Raw genomic sequence first — 21,236 nt, forward strand, 5'->3', positions numbered from 1 at the left:
GGGCGGGCTGGCCGAAAGCCTCTCTCTCGACCTCCAAACCCGTCACGAAAAACCCGGCCCGCCTCTTCCTCTTGAGGAAGCGACGGACCGGAACGATAGAGCGCCGTTTGCAGTTACGCCGCGCGCTCCAGGAGCTTCTTCGCCTTGCCCTCCAATTCGAGCCGGGCGTCCTGCTGCGGCTTCGACCGGGCGACGGCGGAGATGCCCTGCACGAAGTCGAACACGGACTCGGGCGGCCGGCCTTCCTCGGCGAGGACTGTCTCGACGATCCTGGCCGTCTCCGCCTTGGAGAAGCCCCGCTTGCGGAGGAAGTCGGTGCGATCGTCGTCATTGCGCGCGACGATCCGCTCGCGCGCCGCACGGATGCCTTCGACGAAGGGTCGTGGCGAGGAATCTGCGAAGCGGGTCAGCGCCGGCGCCGCCTCGTGTGCGAAGCGGTTGGCGGCGTATTTGGAATGCCGGATGCTGATTTCCTGGAAGTCCTCAACGCCCCAGAGATTACGGTTCTGGCAGACGGCGCGGAGGTAGAAGCTGGCGATGCCGAGCGTCTTCGCGCCGACTTCCGAGTTCCAGCAATAGAACCCCCGGAAATAGAGATCAGGCGATCCATCCGGCAGCTTGCCCGCCTCGATCGGGTTCATGTCGTCGACCAGGAAGAGGAAAACGTCTCGGTCGGAGGCGTAGAGTGTGGTCGTATCCTTGGTGATGTCGACCATCGGGTTGTAGACGCCGCTCGACCAGTCGAGCGTGCCGGGCACTTTCCAGCGCGTATCGCCAGTGCCGTTCCCCGCGATCTTCTGCACGGCGGCGACGAGTTCGTGGTCGTAGATGCGGCCATAATCCGGGCCGGTGACGGCGCGCAGCTCGGTACGCCCATCCTCGGTTTCCAGCGTCTTGATCTGCTCGGCTCGGTGGGAGGTGAGCCCGTATTGCAGATTGATGCCAGCGAGCGGCGCCGGGAGCTGGCGCAAATAGGCCGCTGGTGCGCTGACGAGGCTTGCAAGCTGTCCGAAGCTCCAATGGGTCGGCGCGACCGGCGCGTCGGCTTCGGGCAGGATGAGCGCCAGGTTTTCCGGATCGTCGCGATGGGCTTCGACGCGGATCGCTGCGCTCTCGACCGTCCGCGTGCGGCTGTGCTCGGCGCGGCCCTTCACAGAGGCGTAGAGCTCCGACAGGGACAGGTAGCGTTCGTCATCCGGCCGGGAAAACCATTCCGAGGAGACGCGGCCGATCCGCTCTCCGCGCGAGATATCGACTTTGAAGCCGCCGCTCTCGTCGCGTCGGCCGTCCAGGGTTTCAAGGTTAGTCATGGGTCAATCTCCGTGAGCGGGCCGGCCGAAAGACTCTCTCTCGACCTCCAAACCCGTCACGGCGAAAGCCGCCGAACTCTCACTCTCTCTTGCACCGGCGAAAGCAAAGAATCTCAGCCTTGCGACACCGCCCCAACAAGAAGGTCGTTGGCAATATGTTGGCGTCCAGACGGCGTATTTGCATCGATATTCGGCACAGATTTCTCCAAAGTATTTCGAAATATGGCACGAAATTCATGGAGTCTATTGACTCAAAGCGATGTAGAAACTACCTGAATTTCAGTGAAGGATGCAGAAGGCGGTGATGGATTGATGTCTGAAGACAGTGAGAAACGGGAGAAGTTTGTTCGGCTGGCCGAGGGGCGGACTCAGTCTGCGCTCGACGCCATTCGGAAACTTGGCAACCTCTCGAACCGCCGGGCTTACGAATACAACGATGCTGACGTGAAGAAGATCATCAAAGCGCTCCGAGATGCAACAGGCGAGATAGAGCGAAAGTTCGGATCGACTTCGGGCGATGGCGCAGACAAGTTCAAGCTGTAGGGGGCGCAATCCATGAAGGCTGAACCACTTAACATTCGCGACAAGCGATTTCTCATAAACCGGCTGATCGAACAGGCGCCCGTGAGCACGCTGGTTCGCGAGTTCTTCAAGAATGCCGACGAAAGCGCTGTTCTGGCGGAAACGGGGAATCGTCGTATCGAAATCTACCCCACGACGATTGATGGCGTACGCAAGCTGACCTTCTGGAACACGGGCGTGGGCATGGACGATAGAGAGTTGAAGCAAGCGACCGATCTATCGTCTTCGATCAACAAAGAGATGGCGCTTGATGGCAATTTCGGGATTGGGGCGAAGGTCTCAGGTCTCACCATGTCGCGCGAAGGGATACGCTATCGGTCGTGCAAGAGTGGCATCGTCAACGAAGTCACCATCGGCTTCGATGCCGACGAAGGCACCTATGTCCGCTTCCCTGTCGAATTGCCTGACGGCAGCTCCGACACTGTCTATGACGTTACCGACGTGGCCCGTGAAGCGGGACAGGACACCGCGTTCGACTGGACGGAAGTCGTCCTGCTCGGTCAAAGCGAAGATCACGACACCGTAGCCGAGCCGCTGGGCAAAGGGAAAAGTCTGGACCGAAGCTTCATTCCGTCGGCGATCTTCCGGCGTTTTGCGCGTTTTGGAGAGGGAGTCGAAGTTCGCGTCGATGTCGCCATGACCAAAGGCGGTGGCAAAGGCGAGACAGGTCGTACGCGTCGATTGAAAACGCTGGAAGATGTGGTCGACGAGTTGCCCAACCATGAAAGGGTCGAAGCGCCCGGCGGGGAGGTCACTGTACACTATATCCACGACCCCAAGCATGAGCGGCACAGCCATTCGCTAAGTGCGCTCGCCAATCCGGCAACGAGTTCCACGACATTTTGCGCGCTGGTGCATAAAGGTGAGCGCTATGACATCAAGTCGAAGAAGGCTTGGTCGGCGGCAGCCCCGAACTTCGGTATTCCCTTCGGCTCGAAGGTCCTCACGATCGAAATCGAGCTTGCTGACAATGTCGCCATGCCAAATCAGTATCGTGATGGACTGACCTGGCCCGATGACCGGTCCCCGATGATCGCTGAGGACTTCGACGCCTATGTGCGCGAGCTCATGCCCGAATGGGTCAGGGAGGTCATTCGTTCCGAGTCACCATCCTCCGACGACAATCTGGATGATCTCCAAACCGACCTTCAGAAACTCCTCGACGAGTTCCGTGTCCCCACGGCGACCCTTAGTCCCTCTCGTCGTCCGATGGCATCCCCGACGGAGGATACTGCTGAGGGCACCGATACGTCCGATCCCGTCGACCTCGATACGGATTTCCCGGAAACGGGCGACGAGCCCGATGAGAATGGGGACAAGCGCGACCCGAACAAGAGTCAACGCGCCAAACACAAGAAGGTGCGCAAGGCGCCAGAGGGGTCAAAGCTTTCACGTTCTGCCCAATCGTTGGAGCGCGTGCCGGAGATCAAGATCCTCACCGATCCCGAAGAGATCGCCGAGAAGAATTTGAAAGGCCGTGCGGGGCGCTTTTACAAGGATGCCCAAACGCTGTTCGTGAACGGCTTGTATTCCGTCGTGGAGCGTATGGCTGTCGAACTTGATGCGGAACTTCGTACGTCCGGCGAGCCGGAAGTAGTGCGCACTGCGATACTAAGGGCCTCTCGCAAGTTCATGGCCTTCCGAGTTGGGAAAGCCACTTGCTACGCCATCAGCAAACGACTCTCTGACGACTGGTCGAGCGACGATCTCGACCGTGCCACCTCGCCCGAATCTCTTTCGCTGGCTGCAGATGACTACAAGCAGAGCATATCTCAGGCCAAGCGCTATGCGAAGGAACTGATCAAGACGGCGGACGTCCCGGAAGAAAGCGTGGCCTGAACGCGATCTAGCCCGAAAGCCCAATTCTCATGATCTGATGTGCGTCCGTTCTGGAACGTGCATGTGTTAGTGGCATGTCGAAACCGTCGGATACAGATAGGGCTGATTCTACCCGTCAGAGAGACACTCCCTTCCTTGCTGTCGGAATCAGAGCCCAGAGGTCGACTTCAATGTGTTGTCTTTCCTTTCATCGCTCCACGTGATACAAAACCTCACACTACAAATGCTGAAGTGTGAGAGTATATATCGATGCCCCAGACCCGCTCCCAACGCGAGATAGTCCGCGACCTCCTAGCGGCGCGTGGGATTCTGCGCCTTGCGGAACTTAGGGACGCCGGTGTCACCGCCGCAACCGTCAGCCGCATGGAGAAGGATGGTGAGGTTATCCGCCTGGCGCGCGGGCTCTACCAGCTCCCTGACGCAGAGCTCGACGCAAACCACAGCCTTGCCGAAGCGGCCAAGCGTTTCCCCAAGGGCGTGATCTGCCTCGTCTCGGCGCTCGTCTTTCATGGTCTCACGGATCAGCTTCCCAAGAAGGTGTGGATGGCGATCGGCCGTAATGACTGGACGCCGAAGCCAAGCGACATGCAAATCCGTGTGCTGCGCTTCTCGGACGATCTGCTCATCGAAAGCGTCGAAACCCATGTGATCGAAGGCGTATCGGTAAAGGTGTTCGGCGTGGCGAAGACCGTCGCGGACTGCTTCCGCCATCGCGGCAAGATCAGTCTCGCCGTCGCGCTCGAGGGCCTCCAAGAGGCTCTGCGCCAACGCAAATCCACGCCGGCCGAGATCGCTAGGGCAGCGGACACAGGCGGGGTCGGCACGGTGATCCGCCCTTATCTGGAGGCACTGACCACCAATGGCTAAGGCTGGCGGATATGTCTTGCGTCTGACCCATGAGCGGCGCGATGTCTTTCATCATGCCGTGGATGAGTATGGCCGTTTCGCGGAAGCGGTGCCGTTGTTCGGCCACAGCCGCAATGCGCCTCTAGTCTGTTTCATTGTCGATCCGTCTGGCCGTGTCACGCATATCGGGCGGGGACGACGGGGGGTGAACGCGGGAACGCAGCAAAGCCGACTCAACATTGAGGAAATCCACTCGGTCGATGATGTTGTCTCCACTCAACGCATTATCGGCGGCGTGCCAACTCGCAATCGGAAGGCCGTCGAACAGAGATTCCTTAGTGGCGGCTTGCTTTCGCCAAAGGCGTTCCAGGAAGCGATCGATGTTTTTGTCCGGCTCGCGCCAGGGGCTCGTAGCTTGGTCGATCGTTTCACAACATCGACCCGCCAGCGTCTTGAGCGGCTGAGCGAGCGGGCGCGAGATAGCCTTGCCTATCAGAAGGAAGCTTTGGCCGTTGCCATGAGCCTCGCCGGGATCGACCGTGCGCCACTGGCTCAGTGGTCGTTGGAGGATGAGGCCCCCGGGTCATTCTTGGACGGGTTGCCGGAGGTTCGCATGCGCGAGGATCCGATGGTTATCCAAGATATGCGACAGGTGCCGGGCTACGATTACCTCCGAGAGATTCCCAATGCTGCCGCTGCCGTTTTCGCTGACGGTGACGACCGCCTTACCGTGATAATGGCCAATCGGCAGCCGCTCGAGGAGCAGACCGGGACTGATCTGATCTACTACAATGAACGGTTCAGGGCGTTCGTCATGGTTCAATACAAGGCCATGGAGGCGGATGACGATTTAGGTGCGATCTTTCGGTTCCCTGAGGCAAAACTCACCGATGAACTCCATCGAATGGACAGGTTTCTCAAGGAGTTGTCCAAGGTAAAAGCCGCCTCGGCACTGGATGATTTTCGCTTTAGCGACAACCCGTTCTTTTTGAAGTTTTGCCCACGAATTCAGTTCGAACCCGATAGCACAGGCCTGACGAAAGGAATGTATATCCCCCATGCCTATTGGAAGCTTCTTGAAAAAGACGACCGATTTAAGGGCCCGCGGGGCGGTCGCCGTCTGGCGTACTCGAATGTGGGTCGATACTTCGACAACACCTCATTCACAATGATGGTCAAGGGCGCATGGGTGGGGACAAACATTCCGCAATCCGAACTTTTGGAAAGGTGGATGCGTGATGTCGTGGCCGCTGGCCGCTCCATCACCTTTGCGGTCAAGCCCGACGATCCGGACCCCGATGGGGACGGTGCGTTAGTCGTGAATCCAAACTTGGATCTGGATGGCTTGGCTGTCGAACACGATGAAGAGCCCGAGCGAGTCCAAATTTCACGCGGGTGACGAAGCTAGGGATTGGCGGTAAGCGCCTGGGAGGAGAACATGGCGGTTATTCGCAAGGTTGAGATTTCGCATTTTCGATCGATCAAGTCGTTCGAATGGTATCCGTCACCTGGTCTCAATTGTCTCATCGGGTCTGGTGATGCTGGCAAGAGCACGGTTCTCGACGCTATCGACCTGTGCCTTGGTGCTCGCCGGTCCGTTCAAATCACTGATGCAGATTTTTACCAACTCGATGTCGAGACGCCCATCTCGATCACGCTGACCTTGGGGGCGTTGTCGGATACGCTGAAAAATTTTGAGGCATATGGGGATTATCTGCGCGGCTATCAGTATCTCCTCGGAACGATCGAAGATGAACCCGGGCATGGACTCGAAACAGTTCTGTCGTTGAATCTTGAGATCGCAGGCGACTTGGAGCCACGGTGGAGGTTAAGATCGGATCGCGCAGACGCTAAGGGCGCGGAGCGAAATCTGAATTGGAAGGATCGGGTCGAGCTTGCGCCAACTCGTCTCGGTGCGACGTCTGATCACAATCTCGCATGGCGGCGCGGCTCCGTTCTCAATCGGTTGAGCGAGGAGAAGCCGGATGCGTCCCTCGCTTTGTCGCAGGCAGCGCGCGATGCAAGAAAGAGCTTCGGCAATGACGCGGATGCTCAGCTTGGCGATGCGCTCACATCGGTGAAGAAGGCGGCGGATGAACTCGGCATCCCGATTGGCGAGAAGGCGCAAGCGCTCCTCGACATGCATTCTGTTTCGGTCACCGGCGGTTCGATCGCCCTGCACGACGAGCGAGGGGTTCCTCTTCGCGGTTTGGGGCTCGGTTCCACGCGCTTACTTATCGCTGGGCTCCAGCGGGAAGTCGCGGCGATGTCCTCCATTCTCTTGGTCGACGAGGTGGAGAATGGTCTTGAACCACACCGGATCATTCGGCTTCTCGGCTCGCTAGGAGCAAAGGACGAAACGCCGCCCCAACAAGTCTTCGCCACCACACATTCACCGATCGTGTTGCGGGAGCTTTCTGTGGCGCAGCTGCGGATCATGCGGCGGTCGGACGACAAACATCAAGCGCGGCCTGTCCCTACTTCGGCGCAGGGGACACTACGCCGATCACCGGAAGCTTTTCTGGCTCCATCTGTTCTGATTTGTGAGGGCGCGTCCGAAGTCGGGTTTGTGCGCGGGTTCGAGCTTTTTTGTGTGGGACAGGGCCAACCTTCGATTTTCGCTCGCGGTGTTGCACTCGTCGACGGGGGTGGTGGCCATCCGGATCGATTGTATGAACGCGGCACCGAATTCGCGAAGCTCGGATATCGGACAGCCGTTTTTCGAGATGCCGACATCACACCCACTGCACAGGTGGAAGCGACCTTTCATCAACTGGGCGGCGGCACGTTTACTTGGGACGCAGGCCAGTCGCTGGAAGCCGCGATCTTCAATAATGTGGGGGATGCGACACTCCTGGCGATGCTGGACTACGCGATTATCGAGCACGGGCAGGAAATGGTGGCTGCTCATATTCAGTCGGCGTCCGGTAATCAGGAGACGGTCGAAAATCTACGAGCGCTGCTCCACTCGCCCCAGCACACCATTACGCCTGCTCAGCGCGCTGTTCTCGTCACAGCGAGCACCAACAAGAGCAACCCGTGGTTCAAGTCGGTGGGTCGGATGGAACATGTGGCCAGTAGAATCTTGGCTTTGAACTTCGCCGATGTACGTGAAGACTTCCGGAACCGGGTCAATGCGCTTATTGGCTGGGCACAGGCGTAGCATGGCTGATATCGATCTGCTCAAGATTGACTGTGGTAGCGTTTCAGCGCCGGCTGGGTGCGGGAAGACACACCTCATCGCGTCGGCCCTGCAGCGGCATGACGATGCGAAGCCGGTCCTTATCCTGACACATACCAATGCAGGAGTCGCGGCGCTACGCGCTCGGCTCACGCATCTGGGTGTGTCGCAACGTGCCTATAGGATCACGACAATCGATGGCTGGGCGATGCGCCTCATCGGTACTTTTCCGCTCCGGAGCGGCCATGCCGGAGGCATTCTCGATCTGACCGATCCGAGAAACGACTACCCCGCAATCCGACAGGGAACGGTCAATATCCTAGACGGCGGTCACCTTGGGGATGTGCTGAAAGCGACTTATGCGCGCTTGCTCGTGGATGAGTACCAGGACTGTATTGTTGAGCAGCATGCGATGGTCTCGAAGATCGCAGAAGTCCTGCCGACCTGCGTGCTCGGTGATCCGATGCAGGCGATCTTTGGATGGGGCACTAATGTACTGGTCGATTGGGAGGCTGACGTTCAATTGCGGTTCCCGCCAGCGGGCGAACTGGATACGCCTTGGCGTTGGCGGAACGTTGGTACTGAGCGCTTTGGTCGATGGCTTTTGGCCGTGAGGGCGGCGCTACAAGCCGGTCAACCGATCGATCTTCGTGAGGCTCCGCCAGAGGTGGAGGTGATTGCAGTCACCGGTGACGAAGACGTCCAGAATCAGACAAGGGCAGCCAATACGCGCGCGCCGAATGAAGGTGGAAACGTGTTGATTGTCTGCGATGCCAGACGGCCTCCGCGGCATCGTGAGATCGCTGCACGGGCACGAGGCGCTGTTGTCGTCGAGAACGCCGATCTGACGGATTTCATTCGTTTCGCGGCATCTTTCGATATGCATGCAGCGACCGCCGCCGATGACTTGATCGATTTCGCCGGATCGACAATGACTGGTGTCGGTGCTGCACAGATGAAGCAGAGGTTGCGTGTGCTTTTCGCTGGCCGGGAACGATCTCCGCCAAATGATGCAGAGGCGGCTGCACTGGCATTTGCACGCGCGCCAAGCCCGACAGCAGCCGTGACTTTGTTGGTCGAGATTAATCGCCAGGCCGGTGTCTTCCCGTTAAGGCCAGCACTAGTGCGTTCCGCAATCCAGGCCTTCAACGGCTGCGTCGATGCAAAGGATTTTCATGAAATGGCGGTCCGAGCTCGTGAGCAATCGCGCGTCAAAGGGCGCACACTGCCACGTCGAGCGGTGGGAAGTACCTTGCTTCTCAAGGGATTGGAAGCTGACGTCGCGGTCATTATCGATACAGATCTTTTGAGTGCTCGTGACCTTTATGTTGCCATGACACGCGGATCCCGAAAGCTTGTGATTTGCACGGCCAATCCGGTTCTCACGCCAGCTGTCTAGCGGAGGTACGAGGCCTGTTTGTCGATGTTCATGTTCCGAAGAGCGGGGTGATGTCTAGCAGGCCGCGTTATACCGAGCGCATTGGGATGCTGAGCGAGCGGTCACGTCGCAGTCTTCCGCCTCGCTCCGGAAGCGGCCTCCGAATAGATATCCTTGGGCTTGAAGTATGAGGTGCCGCCTACCGCAGATGAATACCGTGCGCAGACGCAAAAAAAGAGGCCGGACGCTTTAGTATTTTTCGAAGCTTGGATTGTAGAATCGATCAGCAAACTCACCCAAGATGGATCGAGCTTCTCGCAGAGCGCGCAGTGCGCTCGCATTCGCGATTTCTGGAAGCGGCTTTCGGTCCTGCGCAATCGTTCCAATGACGCGCAGCAAAGTGGCGAATGACTCGCGGATCAGATCCAAGGTGTTTGGCTCACACCACAGATCGCCAAACTCGCGGCGGCGAACCTCGCCATGCCAGCGTGGATTTCGCGAGAACACGAGTGTTGTCTCCATTTTGAAAGAGACGCCATGTGCGATGTTGTGGCGGATAATGAAGCCGGATCGGGCAGCCTTGCACCAAGTCTCCAACATGCTCTGCACGTCATCACCTGCTGCGTTGCCGACATGTTGTTCAAGCATTGCGATCAACTCGCTGATCGGTTTTCCGTCTGTTTTCGGTCGGATGCCTTTGGGATCAACACCATCAAGAAGCCAGATGGCGCGTTCAAGGTGCTATTCGATGTTCGCGGCAAAGACGATAATCGATGCCAGCTTCGTGGCGACGACTTGATCCAGGGCCAACACAGCTTCGAGTTGTTCGGCTCGGCCAAATGCCTGCTTCATGAGGCGCTCCCCTGCTGCTTGACTGGAGTGTCTTGGTCCGCACGAGGTGACGGCCCTTTCGTGTTGACCTCTTCTTTCGGTAGGAAGCTTGGCCAGGTGTGCGGTTGCTGATGGAGTATGAGGTGTACTACCTTTTGCTCCAGGGCGCGTTCGAGTGCGCGTCCGAAATTGGTCATGTTGCTCACGACTGCGTCGCGTCTGATCGCGTGACGCCAATTGATTGTCGCACCTTGTGGGAGGTGCCAATGCAGGAGATGTGTCAGGGCCATGTGGCCGAACATCATGCCGTCATCATCGCCGGCAACGAAGCGAAGTTCGATATGCGTGTCGCTGTGTGATTGCTCCTCTGATAAATCCCAAGTCGTGAAGAGCGTCGTCACATCTGGGTCTAGGTGCTCAGCTGGCCTGCCCCCGGAGATCATGAAACCAACCTCGTCGATCCTCATTTGCCATTGTTCGGTCACCGTACCGTCGGTTTCTTGCCGGCTGACGAGTTCTTCCTTCTTGCAGCGAAAGCGCAGCCCCGCACCGGATGCGATCTTGTAAGAAACGTCTCCTGCCAAGATACCAAGCAGATTCTCCTTCATGGCGTCGCCGAACGTGATGTTGAAGTTCTTCTCTGCTTTGGTGAGGTGTTTGACTTCGAACAGCACCCAGATGCCATGAAGCTTCCAGGCGATAAGTAAGGGCATGTTGACGAGCCGGGCGTAGGCGTGGAGACGGTCGAGATAGCGCGGCGTGAAGGAGAGCTTCGGTTTCGTCTTTGATTTCACTTCTATGAGGACGGGGCCGCCATGCTCGAACTCCGCCAATAGGTCTGGAACTTGATAGAAATTGCGAGAGGCCACGGGCGCTTGATGCTGGTCAAGTTTGTGAACGAGGCGGGCTCGTCCGAGCCAGTTGCAGATGGCTGTGAACTCGTCCTCTGCTGGTAGGCCTTGGTCGAGCTGCCTGACCTTGTTCGCGATTGTCTTCGGATCCTCATCCCAACCGAGCTCGGAAAGGACCTCCTGAATCAACCGATCGCTATCGTCTGTCCCTGACATCGGCGCGCCTTGGATTGTATGCTAAAGTCCGCGCTAAACACGGAGTTATCTATATCAAGCTTGCTTGCATTCCAATATCATATTAAAAACTCGGCTGGTAGAGCGGATTTTGAGATATGATACCTGAGCGCACCACCTCCTTGGCGGCCTATGTTGAAGAACTGGCGTCGAGTGGACGCATCAGCTTCACCCGCGAGGATGCGATGGAAGCCTTGGGTGTAAGCCATGGGGCGTTCCTCGACGCGGCCGCACGCCTCAAGAAGCGTGGTCATGTCGTCGTGCCGCGTCGAGGTTTCTACGTGATCACGCCCACGCGGTATCTGAAGTGGGGTGCGCCACCGCCAAGCTGGTACATCGACGCCATGATGAAGGATGCAGAGAGGCCTTACTACGTGGCGCTTCTGAAGGCTGCAGAAGTCCATGGGGCGTCACACCAGGCAGTGATGGAGTTCCAAGTCGTAACCGATCGACAGTGGAAACCCATTCGGGCCGGGCGTTCCAAGCTCGCCTTCTATTTCCGCAAAGACATAGAGAGCATTCAGCAGGGTATCGAGCAAAGAAAGACCGATACCGGTTCGATGCGCGTGTCATCACCGGCTTTGACCGCCTTGGACCTTGTGCGCTATCCACAAGCCAGCGGAGGCATCAGTCATGCGGCGGGTGTTCTCAACGAACTCGCCGCCCAAATTGACCCAGAACGCCTCGACGCGTTGGCCCCGAAGTTTGAGCGGTCTGTCGTCCAGCGCCTCGGATACATTCTCGAACACCTTGGACAGGAGGAGATAGCATCCAGTTTGGAGAGGCATCTTCGTAACGGCAATGTGCCGTGGGTCGAACTCGAACCTGGAGAAGCAAACGCAATCGCCTCCAGCGACGAACGAGAACGCAGCTCACGCTGGCACGTTATTGTCCGCCGGCCAATTGAAGTCGACGAACAATGATCCCCGAGACGAACATCACCGCCTGGAGTCTGACGGCGCCTTGGGCTGAGCCGAGGCAGGTTGAGCAGGATCTGATCATCTCGCGAGCGCTCGTGGAGATTTTCAATCACGATCTCCTAGGACCTGAGCTGAGGTTCCGAGGTGGTACGGCTCTCAACAAAGTGATCTTTCCGGAACCGTTACGGTATTCCGAAGACATTGATCTCGTCCGGACGACCGCAGGGCCTATCGGCCCCATTCTTGATGCTATGCGAGATGTGCTGGAACCTTGGTTAGGGCAAGCGAATTTTGCGTCGAGCCAAGTTGCTCCGAAGTTGCGCTTTCGTGTGCCAGCCGAGGATGACCCTGAAGCGCAGATTCGTCTGAAGGTCGAGATCAACATTTCAGAGATCGAAGCCTTCGATCCACCGGCTTCAATCCCCTATGCCGTTCAGAATCCGTGGTTCACGGGAAGTACGACCATAGCGTCCTTCTCCGCGGAAGAGCTTCTGGCGACGAAGCTACGTGCGTTGCTACAACGCGATAAAGGACGCGATCTTTTCGATCTCGATCATGCGCTCGATGCGCTTCCCGATTTGGACATCGAACGGGTCGTCGCGCTTTTTGTGCGCTATCTTGATCAGCAAGGTCAGGCCATCTCCCGGGCTGAGGCAGAACAGCGGATGCTCGCGAAATTCGCGCGACCAGACCTTTTGGGAGATATCCGTGCGCTACTCACCCCCGATCGTGCTGATGCACTTGATGCTGCTGCCGGTCGCGCCGCATTTGTAAGGGTATTTGGCGAGATGGTAACGCGTTTACCAGGCCAGCGTTGGGCCAAGACCGACGACGTAGCTCAGCAGTTGGGCCTATCGGAAATTGTCGAGAGTTCAGCTTAGCGCAGCAGATCTTCAAATCACAAGTAGAACAAGGCCCTGCCAAGCATTATTATAAGGTGGCGGAGCCAAATCAAACCCTAGCGAAATGAGAAGTTGAAGGCAGATGAGCGGTGAAAATCTGAAACTAAACTTCGCTTCGGTGAGCTTAAGTGGCGATACAGAAATTCACGTAGGATTTCGCCCATTCGAATCGGACATTTTGAGTTCGCTTCGAAAAGAGTTTGGTGAAACGCATGTTTTTCGTACGGACAGAGAAAACGATACGATCATCGACATTCCCGTTGCGCAAGGCGCAGAGCCGTTGAGCGACAAAACGATGGAGATTGATCTTCAAGAAACGCATTGGCACTGGGCGGCCCTGCTCAATGCGGCGCTAATAAGAACCTTCTCGGGAAAACGCGAGATTGCTCGTGACTTTCCCGTTGAAGTGCTCGGTAGCGCTCAGAGAAACTTCATTAGTCACGGCGAGTTGCCCGAATGGGTGCAAAAGCGTTCGCTACTTGAGTTTACGCCCAGAACGATTTTTGGATCCGATGGTCAACCACAATTTGGTCTGTTGTGCGATGCGAGAGTCCGGAACCTTCTTCTTGCCACCTGCGATCAACTTATCAAGGTGGGGATCTCACCTATCGGTAGATATGTGCTCATCGACCACCCTCCTATCGATCCACGGCTGGGGCTGCGCCCTCAAACGGTAGGGCGCGTAGCTTCGATATCAGATGGGCAGTTGGTCTTGGAAGATCACCGTGAAGGCTTTGACACGGTCGAGGCGTCTCGAGCTCGACTGTCTGGGAGCAAAGTAGATTTCGACTGGTGTGTGCGCACCCTCCTTGGCGGCGAAGCGGATAGAGTGCTGAACGATGCAAAGCTCGCTACAAGTCAGCTGCATTCGGGCCCGGGGCGTCTCAGAATGATCGAAGAAACGTTGGGTTTCCTACGTGATCAATCCATGGAAGCAGTACCAGGCGTCCAATTTGAGATTTCCGAGCTGCTCGACTCAAAGTCGCCGTCATTTCCAATGCGCGAATTGATAAAGAAGCCTGCGCTTGTATTCGATCCATCGGGAACACGTACCGACAGTTGGAACGAGCGCGGAATAAAGGCGAACGGGCCCTATGATCAACGCACTTTCACGCCCAAGAAGCTAAACATCGCCGTCATCTGCCAAGCTCGATATGAAGGCCAAGTAGAAACATTTGTCGCTAAGTTTCTTGAGGGCATGCCTGATATTAAGACCGGGCGCCGAGGACGAGAGCAGGCTCGATATGGCGATGGTTTTTTACGCCGGTTCCAGCTTGAGAAGGCCAATGTTCAGACGTTTACTGCTAGGTCGCCTACGTTAAATGGATACGAGGAGGCTTGCACCGCAGCGCTTGCACACGCCGCAGATACGGGCATCCAGTGGGATTTAGCACTGGTTCAAGTCGAGGAAGACTTCAAAGCGCTCCCTGGTAACCAAAACCCATATTTTGGCTCTAAGGCGGTGTTGTTGAAGAATCACGTTGCTGTTCAGAGCTTCCGATTGGAAACGATGAGCCAACCCGCAGCAGGTTTAGTATTTACGATGAACCAAATGAGCCTTGCTTGCTATGCGAAGCTTGGTGGTCGTCCATGGCTTTTGGGTGCCGAGCAGACGGTTGGTCACGAACTCGTCATTGGCGTGGGCTCGCACGTTGCGACCACTAGCAGGATCGGCGGGGGCGCTCGCCAAGTCGGTATCACAACAGTTTTCTCAAGTGATGGCGGATATCACCTTAGTGAACGAACAAACGTGGTTCCCTTTTCCGAATATACCTCCGCATTGACCGAAACTTTGAAGAGAACAATTATCAGGGTCAGAGATCAGGACAATTGGAAGAACACAGATAGGGTTCGTCTGATTTTCCACATGTTCAAGCCAGCGAAGGATGTAGAAGCAGAAGCAATCAAGGCCGCAGTCGAGGGGCTGGAGCTGGACAACGTTACATATGCCTTTGTTCACATCGCTCCGACCAATCCTTTCGTGCTTTTTGACACGGACCAGAAAGGGGAGCCTCCGTGGGCTCAACAAAAAAAAGGGATTTTGGGACCGTCGAGGGGAATGCATCTAAAGCTTGGCGACTATGAATCGCTTGTCGTTTTCGCAGGCGCCTCCGAACTCAAACAAGCAACCGATGGCATGCCACGAGCTTGCTTGCTCAAACTGCATCGCAATTCCACATTTCGAGATATGACCTATCTTTCACGACAGGCATTCGATTTTACTGCACATTCGTGGCGAATAATGTCACCAGAGCCATTCCCAATCACGATCAAATACTCAGACCTGATTGCTGAGAGGCTGACCGGACTGAAGCAGATTGAAAGTTGGGATGATGATGCCGTGAAGTTTCGCGATATCGGCAGAACGCCCTGGTTCCTATAATGCAATTGACCGAGCTTAAGTCTGCACTTGATATCTCAGAGTCGGATTACTCCGCATTACCTGTTCACGTCGCCGGTTTCTGTGCATTTTTGATCAAAAGCGATCGAGCGATGCTTCCATCTCTCTTCCGACCAGACGAAGAGGCGGATGAGGACGTCGCGGCGTATCCTCGAGTGGCGTGTATTGGGTATGCGCTTGCCGCAGGCTTAGTGTCCGATAATGATCTGGCGTCTTTTCGACAGGGATTTGAGCATCTATCTGGTCGAACCTTTTTCGCCGAGGGGAGAGTTCCGAGATTTGAGATCGATGGATTTGCTTTACTGGGCGTGGCGCTCGGTGCGCAGACGGCCGGGATAGCTGAAGACCAGCTAGGCTGGTTTGTTCAACTTTTAGCCAGATCAGCAACAACAGTTCCCCAGGACGAGTGGGAGTATGGGCTGGTCAAAGCTGCTCAAGTCCTACTCGGTGTCGAAGCTTGGGGCGCTGTCGCTGACGTCTTATTCAGGGTTGCTGTGCAGGCAGCGTTGAATCAGGATTGTGATGCCAATGACAGGCAACTTGCTTGGGAGAGAGCAGTCAATCTTGTTGGAGAGACCGCTCTCCCGAAATTGGCCGCTGCTCGATCTGTTTTTGACTCTTGTGTTGAAGCGCTTTCACGCATGCCTGTGCATGGAGCAGGCTTCCCAGAACTTGTGTCTCTTTTGGACGAAGTGCGGGATGCGATGTCCCATTGGACGTACGAGACGAAGCCGCGCGTCAAAGGCGTTTTGCCACAGCAGTGGGAAGTTGATCATGAGTATCACGTGCAGAATTTGCTTTGGACTGTGTTGAGGCCAGTCTTCAAGGACCTTGTCGATGAGCAGTCTCTCCCAAAGCTCGGGCACACGACTCCTCGGTATGATCTCGGAGTACCTTCTCTACAGACCATCATCGAAGTAAAATTCATGCGCCGCGCTGGACCAGCTGAGTGCCGCAAAATCACGCAGGAAATTGCAGCAGACCGCTCACTCTATTTGGGCGACAGGACTGGCTATGAGAGACTTGTTGCGTTCATCTGGGACGATTGTCGGCAAACAGAGGAATATGCGACCCTCCAGATGGGTCTTGAAAGCTTAGACGGAATTGAGAAAGTTATCATTCTTCCAAGACCGTCAAGAATGGAACGATCTGAGCAATCGTAGCATCATTTGTCCGAAGCATGTAGCAGACATCGGGCAACCGGATTGATCAAATACAGAGTGCTAACCGTCATATCTGACAGATAGATTTGGTTTGGCCGTCAAATATGGCAGTTAGCGGACCGACGAGGAGTGATCGAAAGCAATCATTGGGTGCATGGCCGTGCTTCGTTCAAAATCTCGTTGATTGCGCTCTGTCGGGACTGCCGATCCAGCGTGTAGGTGTTCCGTCTGAACTCTACGCCTTCAAGCAAAGCCTTCACGTAGCCGGACACAGTGTCTGCGGCCATGATCAGTGTAGAATCGAGCGTGTGGACGTATTTGCTCGTGACTGATCCTTTGGCATGACCGATCAGCGCGGCGATCGTGATCTCTGTGAAGCCCAGGTCGTTCGCGATGCTCGCGAAGCTGTGTCGCAAAACGTGAGGGGTTACGTCCCAAAGCGGCGTGTCCTTGAACATTTTCTTCCAACTCTGTGGGAAGTTCCCGACGGCGTTGTCCAAGCCCTTGCCGGGGAATACATACGTGCCTGCCCGCCGCTTTCGTTCGTCTTCGAGATACTCGATAACAGGCAATCCGACAGGACGAACGGAAGACCCCTCCTTGCTATCGATCAGCCGCAGGCAGCTACCCTCAAGATCGACCTCGCTCCATTTGAGATTTATGATTTCTCCGCGACGGCAGCCAGTCAGCGCGATCAGCCTGAGGATGTCGGCGTGTATGCGGTAGTGGTCGCTCTCCTGCGCCTCGCGAAGAATGCCGCCTAGAACCCGATACTCGGCTTCGCTGAGCCGGCGGTCGCGGACCTGATATTTCGGTTTGCGGAGGCCATGCGTGGGATTGTGCTCGATCACCCCGGCCTCGACCGCGTAAGAAAAGATGCCGCCAAGCAGGCCCATAGTCCGGATCGCGGTTCCGCGACCGCCGCGAACGATGGCCTTGCCGCGCAGCTTTTCGGTTTTCATGGTCACGCGTGTCTTGCCGGCGATGATGTCCTTCATCAGGTTATTCATGTCCGGCTTGGTGATGTCCCGCACACGTCGCGTCCCAAGAAGAGGAATGATGTGCCTGCGGATACGGCCGACATCGGTGGCGATGGTGGTATCCTTCTTCGGCCGTCCGCCTTTCCCCAGAATGAGGCCAGCTTCCATGTCAGCGATGTACTGTTCGCAGAGCTGCTTGATGGTAAGCGCCTTCCGGTCTTCTTCCCGTTCTTCGGCGGGGTCGTCACCATGAGCGACCCGGCCAAGTTGCGCTTTCGCTTCACGACGCGCGGTCTCCGGGGTCCATACGCCATGGAGGCCTATCGTATAGCGACGCGAACGTCCTCTGGATCGATACTGAATCACATAGCTTCTCTTCCCGGATGCGAAGACGCGCAGACCAAACCCAGGGAGGTCATCATCCCAAATGACGTAATCTTTGGTGCCTGTTTCAGCCGTATCGACGACCCGCTTGGTGATCTTCGCCATGGTTCCAGTCCCTGCCGGACCCGACTTCGCGTAAGCACCACGTAAGCACTTGGCGGCAAATTCGGGCGTATTCTCGGATAGAGACTTCGGAGAGCGGATTCTGAAAATCAATGTTTTTCAGGTGGTTATCGTGCTCTGGCGTGCCCTATCGCGCATTTCGGATAGGGCAATGAACCAGCTCCGAAGGCAGAGGTCAGAGGTTCGAATCCTCTTGGGTGCGCCATTTCTTGTTGGACGTCACAAGTCGTTGGACAAAGTCCAAGAAGCTTGGACAAACCAAGCTGGAAAGCGTCGGGGTTCATGATCCAAGTGGATCGTTTGTGTGTTCAAAAGGGCCACGACAAGGTCGACAGCCCTGATCTGCTGTACGATCATTTGGCCGCATTGACTTCTTGCCAACACCTAGCATCCGCTTTGGCTTAGGAGGGGTCATAACCTGTCGGCTGAGTTCTGTATTCGGCGGATGTCTGAATTGTCCGGTTCACCGCACAAAGCGCATGATGTGCCGTACTCTAACACCCAAGCCGACGAGCGCGGGGAGGCCACCCTGCTGCACAGCACGCATCGCCCTCCTGAATAGGCGGGCACGGTACGGTTCCAAAGGAGCAGAAGACGCAGCAATCGCCCGGCTTCGGTTTCAGCAGCGTGCTGCATGACGGACAGTCCCAGAAGTACTGGCAGGCGTTCGTCGGCATCTCCAAATTGGCGTGTATGCTGCCACAATGGGGACAGGTGAGTGTTGATTTGAGTTGGATATCAACCATCGGACTTTAAGGAACGCTCCCATTGATCAATTGCACCAATCGGCCCGGGACATTCGTGATCGCGGGTTTCACGCCCTGCTATCCGGCCAATCAATATCGGTATTGCGCGCATTTCGCAGCCGGGCGTTCCGAAGAGAGCAGCCAGGAAAAATGAACCACCAAGGTGGAGATAGACATAGGTATTGAGCCAATAGGTGGTCGACCAAAGCTGTGAATTGATCCACTCGCCGGAAGATTGCCATCCGATAGCCGCGGCGCCGATCAACAAGCCCGTAGCCAGCAGTCGAGGCCAAAGCCCTAGCCGAAAACCCAGTCCAATGTTCAGCGTGTATGGGGCCAAGTGGACAGCAAACGCCGTGAACCCGATCACCCATGCATTGGTCAAGGCATCCATCTCGCCGAAGCGAAACAATTGGGCCGCCCAATAGATTGCGCCTGCGCCGAAAATCAGGCGTGAGAGACGACCGATAGGCCCGGGCGGCGGTATAGTTCCTCCGTCGCGAAACTGATAGGTCGGCGAAGGTTTGGCCATATCAAGCTCGGAGCCAGTCCAATAACCAGCTTTGCAATCGCATCTCGTAGTTCGGCAGGATGAGCGACACGGCGAGAAATACCGCGCCAACAATCCACCATATCCAGAATATCCGGCCCGGGCTTCCGCGCCACAACGCCAGCGTCAGCGAGAACGCGAGCATGCCGGTCGCCCCCCAAGCGAACCAATCCTGCCAGCGTGCAAAGAAACCGAGCTTTGCAACCAAGCCGGAGGCGACACCAAGTTGAACTAGTAAGATCGGAACCACGCAGCAGGACGCGCCGACAAAAGCGAGAAAGCCGCTGACTGCCCCGCTGCCAGATACGAAGGATGAAGGGATAAGGTTTTTCTGGGTCGATCTCATAACTGCAGAATGGTAGTCCCTGTAGTAACTGCAGGATCAAGAGAAATTTGCATGGGGACAGGTTGACCCGATGAAGGGACCGCTTAAACGAGGCACCGTCGCGAAGCTGTTGGACTGCAACATCGAGACGATCCGATACTATGAGAGCATCGATCTGGTCGCCGCATCGGCGCGCTCCGACGCTGGCCACAGGCTGTTTTCGCAGGCGGACATCGAGCGCCTGCGGTTTGCACTTCGGCTAAGACAGTTGGGATTTGCTCTCGCGGAAGTCAGGGAACTTCTTACCATGACGGAGAAGCAGACCTTTTCCTGCAAACAGGTTGCAGGGATGGCCGAGATGCATCTGTCCCAAATCCATCGCAAGGTCGCCGATCTCAGGCAGCTCGCAGCGTCTCTGGAAGAGATCACGAGCCAGTGCCAGCGCACAGACACGCCGGACTGTGCGCTCGTCCTGTCACTAAAGGCACCGAGCAAGACTCTAAACTAACGCCTGATGTAGAATTCGCGATCAGGATTCGAGGATCTACGCTCCGCTACCAATACCGACCGACCTTGCGCGCATACTGATCAAACGTATCTCCGAAGGTTCTGCGAATGTGCGGCTCCTCTACCCAAGTGATGAACACGTGGATGATCGCGATGAAGGCCAATGCGGAAAACAGGGCGAGTCCGGATCCGGCCGCGATGGCAGCACCGAGAAACATGCCGCTGTAGCCGACATACTGGGGATTGCGTGTGCGCTTATAGATACCGTGTTGGATCAACTCATCTTCGAGCAAGCCGTAAACCCGCTTCTGTGAACCATAGGCGTAGCGGCCAAGGAAAATGACGTAAGCGCCACCAAGGAAGAGCCCTCCCCCGATCGCCAGCGAGATCATGTTCGACGCGAACAAACTGCCACGATCGAGCCAGGCGAGAGCGATCGTGGCGAGGAAGTGCCCGTGCATGATGAGGCCCGAGAAGGCAGCGGTCAGCGGCGACCATTTACCTTGCTGTCGAAACTCAGACCGCGCTCGAAACATGAATGGGATCGAGAGAGCGGCCGTTATGAGAACATAAGCGACGACACCGGTGAGCAAAGGGGACATTACGCTTCTCCTGTGTTGGCGACTGCTGCGTGGTCGCGAAGCTCTGAGAGAGCCTGCGAGCAGATGGACCAAGCCGAGCGGGTGAATATGCCGGCGAGCACAAACGCGAGAATGAGATCCGGCCAGGCTGACCCTGTCAGGGCAACGAGGCCACCGGCGATCATGACGCCGACATTGCCGATAGCGTCATTACGAGAGCAAAGCCAAACCGAACGGACGTTTGCGTCACCGTCTCTCCATTTGAGAAGGATCAGCACGCTGATAGCGTTGGCGAGTAGTGCCGCGAACCCGACAATGCCCATGGTCTCTGCGACTGGCGGCTCGCCAGAGAATGCGCGGAGCAGTGTCATGCTCAGCACGGCAATCGCGATCGCGAACAAAAGGCCACCTTTGAAGAGAGCGGCTTTGGCTCGAACCGCGAGAGCGGAGCCAATGACCAGAAGGCTGATTGTGTAGGTCATCGTATCGCCTGCGAAATCCAGGGCATCGGCTTTCAGCGATTGCGAACCTGAAGCGAAGCCTGCCGAGATTTCGACGACGAACATCACAAGATTGATAAAAATGACGGCCCACAGGGCGCG

General features: G+C 56.5%; 20 protein-coding genes. 11 read left to right on the forward strand and 9 right to left on the reverse strand.

From position 1 onward, the window contains the following. Nucleotides 1–113 precede the first annotated feature (113 nt). The gene (locus C7435_RS16465; RefSeq protein WP_121212527.1) at nucleotides 114–1,310 is read right to left on the reverse strand and encodes a DUF932 domain-containing protein; all 1,197 of its coding nucleotides are present in this window, start codon (nucleotides 1,308–1,310) and stop codon (nucleotides 114–116) included. Between the two features lie 312 nt (nucleotides 1,311–1,622). On the opposite strand from C7435_RS16465, the gene C7435_RS16470 reads away from it, so the two are divergent. The 6 genes from C7435_RS16470 to C7435_RS16495 all read left to right on the forward strand — a co-directional run bounded on the left by C7435_RS16470 (nucleotide 1,623) and on the right by C7435_RS16495 (nucleotide 9,157). Further along, the gene (locus C7435_RS16470; protein ID WP_065382766.1) at nucleotides 1,623–1,853 is read left to right on the forward strand and encodes a hypothetical protein; all 231 of its coding nucleotides are present in this window, start codon (nucleotides 1,623–1,625) and stop codon (nucleotides 1,851–1,853) included. A gap of 12 nt (nucleotides 1,854–1,865) precedes the next feature. Beyond that, complete coding sequence (locus C7435_RS16475) at nucleotides 1,866–3,731, forward strand: hypothetical protein (protein WP_121212528.1); 1,866 nt, start codon at nucleotides 1,866–1,868, stop codon at nucleotides 3,729–3,731. 249 nt (nucleotides 3,732–3,980) lie between these two features. Then, complete coding sequence (locus tag C7435_RS16480) at nucleotides 3,981–4,598, forward strand: type IV toxin-antitoxin system AbiEi family antitoxin domain-containing protein (protein WP_121212529.1); 618 nt, start codon at nucleotides 3,981–3,983, stop codon at nucleotides 4,596–4,598. 16 nt (nucleotides 4,599–4,614) lie between these two features. Then, nucleotides 4,615–5,976, forward strand: a complete 1,362-nt coding sequence (locus tag C7435_RS16485) for a hypothetical protein (RefSeq protein WP_199288369.1) — start codon at nucleotides 4,615–4,617, stop codon at nucleotides 5,974–5,976. A gap of 39 nt (nucleotides 5,977–6,015) precedes the next feature. Next, a complete protein-coding gene (locus C7435_RS16490; protein WP_065383223.1) occupies nucleotides 6,016–7,740 on the forward strand; it encodes an ATP-binding protein in 1,725 nt (574 codons plus the stop codon). 1 nt (nucleotide 7,741) lies between these two features. Further along, nucleotides 7,742–9,157: a UvrD-helicase domain-containing protein gene (locus tag C7435_RS16495; RefSeq protein ID WP_065383222.1), complete on the forward strand. Its 1,416-nt coding sequence runs from the start codon at nucleotides 7,742–7,744 to the stop codon at nucleotides 9,155–9,157. Between the two features lie 228 nt (nucleotides 9,158–9,385). On the opposite strand, the gene C7435_RS16500 is transcribed toward C7435_RS16495, so the two are convergent. Next, nucleotides 9,386–9,784 (reverse strand): hypothetical protein, encoded by a 399-nt coding sequence (locus tag C7435_RS16500; RefSeq protein WP_065383221.1) that lies wholly within the window; start codon nucleotides 9,782–9,784, stop codon nucleotides 9,386–9,388. Nucleotides 9,785–9,984: 200 nt separating this feature from the next. Further along, entirely contained in the window at nucleotides 9,985–11,034 is a 1,050-nt protein-coding gene (locus C7435_RS16505; RefSeq protein ID WP_065383220.1) for a PDDEXK family nuclease, read from the reverse strand. A 116-nt stretch (nucleotides 11,035–11,150) separates the two neighbouring features. Here C7435_RS16505 and C7435_RS16510 point away from each other — a divergent pair, with 116 nt between their 5' ends. The 4 genes from C7435_RS16510 to C7435_RS16525 all read left to right on the forward strand — a co-directional run bounded on the left by C7435_RS16510 (nucleotide 11,151) and on the right by C7435_RS16525 (nucleotide 16,438). Then, on the forward strand, nucleotides 11,151–11,975 hold the full coding sequence (locus C7435_RS16510; protein WP_121212530.1) for a type IV toxin-antitoxin system AbiEi family antitoxin domain-containing protein: 825 nt from the start codon (nucleotides 11,151–11,153) through the stop codon (nucleotides 11,973–11,975). Beyond that, nucleotides 11,972–12,853 carry a nucleotidyl transferase AbiEii/AbiGii toxin family protein gene (locus C7435_RS16515; protein WP_121212531.1) on the forward strand — a complete coding sequence of 294 codons (882 nt, stop codon included), beginning with the start codon at nucleotides 11,972–11,974 and terminating at the stop codon, nucleotides 12,851–12,853. Before C7435_RS16510 ends, C7435_RS16515 begins: the two co-directional genes overlap by 4 nt. 103 nt (nucleotides 12,854–12,956) lie before the next feature. Next, entirely contained in the window at nucleotides 12,957–15,257 is a 2,301-nt protein-coding gene (locus tag C7435_RS16520; protein ID WP_121212532.1) for an argonaute/piwi family protein, read from the forward strand. Continuing rightward, the gene (locus C7435_RS16525) at nucleotides 15,257–16,438 is read left to right on the forward strand and encodes a PD-(D/E)XK nuclease domain-containing protein (protein WP_065383216.1); all 1,182 of its coding nucleotides are present in this window, start codon (nucleotides 15,257–15,259) and stop codon (nucleotides 16,436–16,438) included. Before C7435_RS16520 ends, C7435_RS16525 begins: the two co-directional genes overlap by 1 nt. A gap of 143 nt (nucleotides 16,439–16,581) precedes the next feature. Here C7435_RS16525 and C7435_RS16530 read toward each other — a convergent pair whose 3' ends face one another. From C7435_RS16530 to C7435_RS16545, 4 genes are all read right to left on the reverse strand, one after another. Beyond that, entirely contained in the window at nucleotides 16,582–17,907 is a 1,326-nt protein-coding gene (locus C7435_RS16530; protein ID WP_065383215.1) for a tyrosine-type recombinase/integrase, read from the reverse strand. Between the two features lie 512 nt (nucleotides 17,908–18,419). Then, a complete protein-coding gene (locus tag C7435_RS17365) occupies nucleotides 18,420–18,671 on the reverse strand; it encodes a GDCCVxC domain-containing (seleno)protein (protein ID WP_121212533.1) in 252 nt (83 codons plus the stop codon). Next, nucleotides 18,664–19,203, reverse strand: coding sequence for a hypothetical protein (locus tag C7435_RS16540; protein ID WP_121212534.1), 540 nt, complete (start codon nucleotides 19,201–19,203; stop codon nucleotides 18,664–18,666). Before C7435_RS16540 ends, C7435_RS17365 begins: the two co-directional genes overlap by 8 nt. A gap of 1 nt (nucleotide 19,204) precedes the next feature. Next, complete coding sequence (locus tag C7435_RS16545; RefSeq protein WP_121212535.1) at nucleotides 19,205–19,567, reverse strand: hypothetical protein; 363 nt, start codon at nucleotides 19,565–19,567, stop codon at nucleotides 19,205–19,207. A 70-nt stretch (nucleotides 19,568–19,637) separates the two neighbouring features. On the opposite strand from C7435_RS16545, the gene C7435_RS16550 reads away from it, so the two are divergent. Then, nucleotides 19,638–20,054 carry a MerR family transcriptional regulator gene (locus C7435_RS16550; protein ID WP_121212536.1) on the forward strand — a complete coding sequence of 139 codons (417 nt, stop codon included), beginning with the start codon at nucleotides 19,638–19,640 and terminating at the stop codon, nucleotides 20,052–20,054. 46 nt (nucleotides 20,055–20,100) lie between these two features. Here the strand turns inward: C7435_RS16550 and C7435_RS16555 are convergent, their stop codons facing one another. Together C7435_RS16555 and C7435_RS16560 are read right to left on the reverse strand one after the other, a co-directional pair. Further along, nucleotides 20,101–20,655 (reverse strand): methyltransferase family protein, encoded by a 555-nt coding sequence (locus C7435_RS16555; protein ID WP_121212537.1) that lies wholly within the window; start codon nucleotides 20,653–20,655, stop codon nucleotides 20,101–20,103. Beyond that, nucleotides 20,655–21,236: cation efflux transmembrane domain-containing protein (locus tag C7435_RS16560; protein WP_233350818.1), on the reverse strand; the 582-nt coding region annotated here is incomplete at its 5' end. The genes C7435_RS16555 and C7435_RS16560, both read right to left, overlap by 1 nt.

This window comes from Maricaulis maris, from assembly GCF_003634045.1.
GTDB classification, from domain to species: Bacteria; Pseudomonadota; Alphaproteobacteria; order Caulobacterales; family Maricaulaceae; genus Maricaulis; species Maricaulis maris.

Bases quoted from the DNA above. Each gene is read 5' to 3' on its own strand.
- C7435_RS16515 (WP_121212531.1), top strand. From the start codon at position 11,972: ATGATCCCCGAGACGAACATCACCGCCTGGAGTCTGACGGCGCCTTGG.
- C7435_RS16510 (WP_121212530.1), top strand. From the start codon at position 11,151: ATGATACCTGAGCGCACCACCTCCTTGGCGGCCTATGTTGAAGAACTG.
- C7435_RS16530 (WP_065383215.1), bottom strand. From the start codon at position 17,907: ATGGCGAAGATCACCAAGCGGGTCGTCGATACGGCTGAAACAGGCACC.
- C7435_RS16555 (WP_121212537.1), bottom strand. From the start codon at position 20,655: ATGTCCCCTTTGCTCACCGGTGTCGTCGCTTATGTTCTCATAACGGCC.
- C7435_RS16520 (WP_121212532.1), top strand. From the start codon at position 12,957: ATGAGCGGTGAAAATCTGAAACTAAACTTCGCTTCGGTGAGCTTAAGT.
- C7435_RS16500 (WP_065383221.1), bottom strand. From the start codon at position 9,784: ATGCTTGAACAACATGTCGGCAACGCAGCAGGTGATGACGTGCAGAGC.
- C7435_RS16480 (WP_121212529.1), top strand. From the start codon at position 3,981: ATGCCCCAGACCCGCTCCCAACGCGAGATAGTCCGCGACCTCCTAGCG.
- C7435_RS16475 (WP_121212528.1), top strand. From the start codon at position 1,866: ATGAAGGCTGAACCACTTAACATTCGCGACAAGCGATTTCTCATAAAC.
- C7435_RS16490 (WP_065383223.1), top strand. From the start codon at position 6,016: ATGGCGGTTATTCGCAAGGTTGAGATTTCGCATTTTCGATCGATCAAG.
- C7435_RS16505 (WP_065383220.1), bottom strand. From the start codon at position 11,034: ATGTCAGGGACAGACGATAGCGATCGGTTGATTCAGGAGGTCCTTTCC.
- C7435_RS16540 (WP_121212534.1), bottom strand. From the start codon at position 19,203: ATGGCCAAACCTTCGCCGACCTATCAGTTTCGCGACGGAGGAACTATA.
- C7435_RS17365 (WP_121212533.1), bottom strand. From the start codon at position 18,671: ATGGTTGATATCCAACTCAAATCAACACTCACCTGTCCCCATTGTGGC.
- C7435_RS16470 (WP_065382766.1), top strand. From the start codon at position 1,623: ATGTCTGAAGACAGTGAGAAACGGGAGAAGTTTGTTCGGCTGGCCGAG.
- C7435_RS16465 (WP_121212527.1), bottom strand. From the start codon at position 1,310: ATGACTAACCTTGAAACCCTGGACGGCCGACGCGACGAGAGCGGCGGC.
- C7435_RS16550 (WP_121212536.1), top strand. From the start codon at position 19,638: ATGAAGGGACCGCTTAAACGAGGCACCGTCGCGAAGCTGTTGGACTGC.
- C7435_RS16495 (WP_065383222.1), top strand. From the start codon at position 7,742: ATGGCTGATATCGATCTGCTCAAGATTGACTGTGGTAGCGTTTCAGCG.
- C7435_RS16545 (WP_121212535.1), bottom strand. From the start codon at position 19,567: ATGAGATCGACCCAGAAAAACCTTATCCCTTCATCCTTCGTATCTGGC.
- C7435_RS16525 (WP_065383216.1), top strand. From the start codon at position 15,257: ATGCAATTGACCGAGCTTAAGTCTGCACTTGATATCTCAGAGTCGGAT.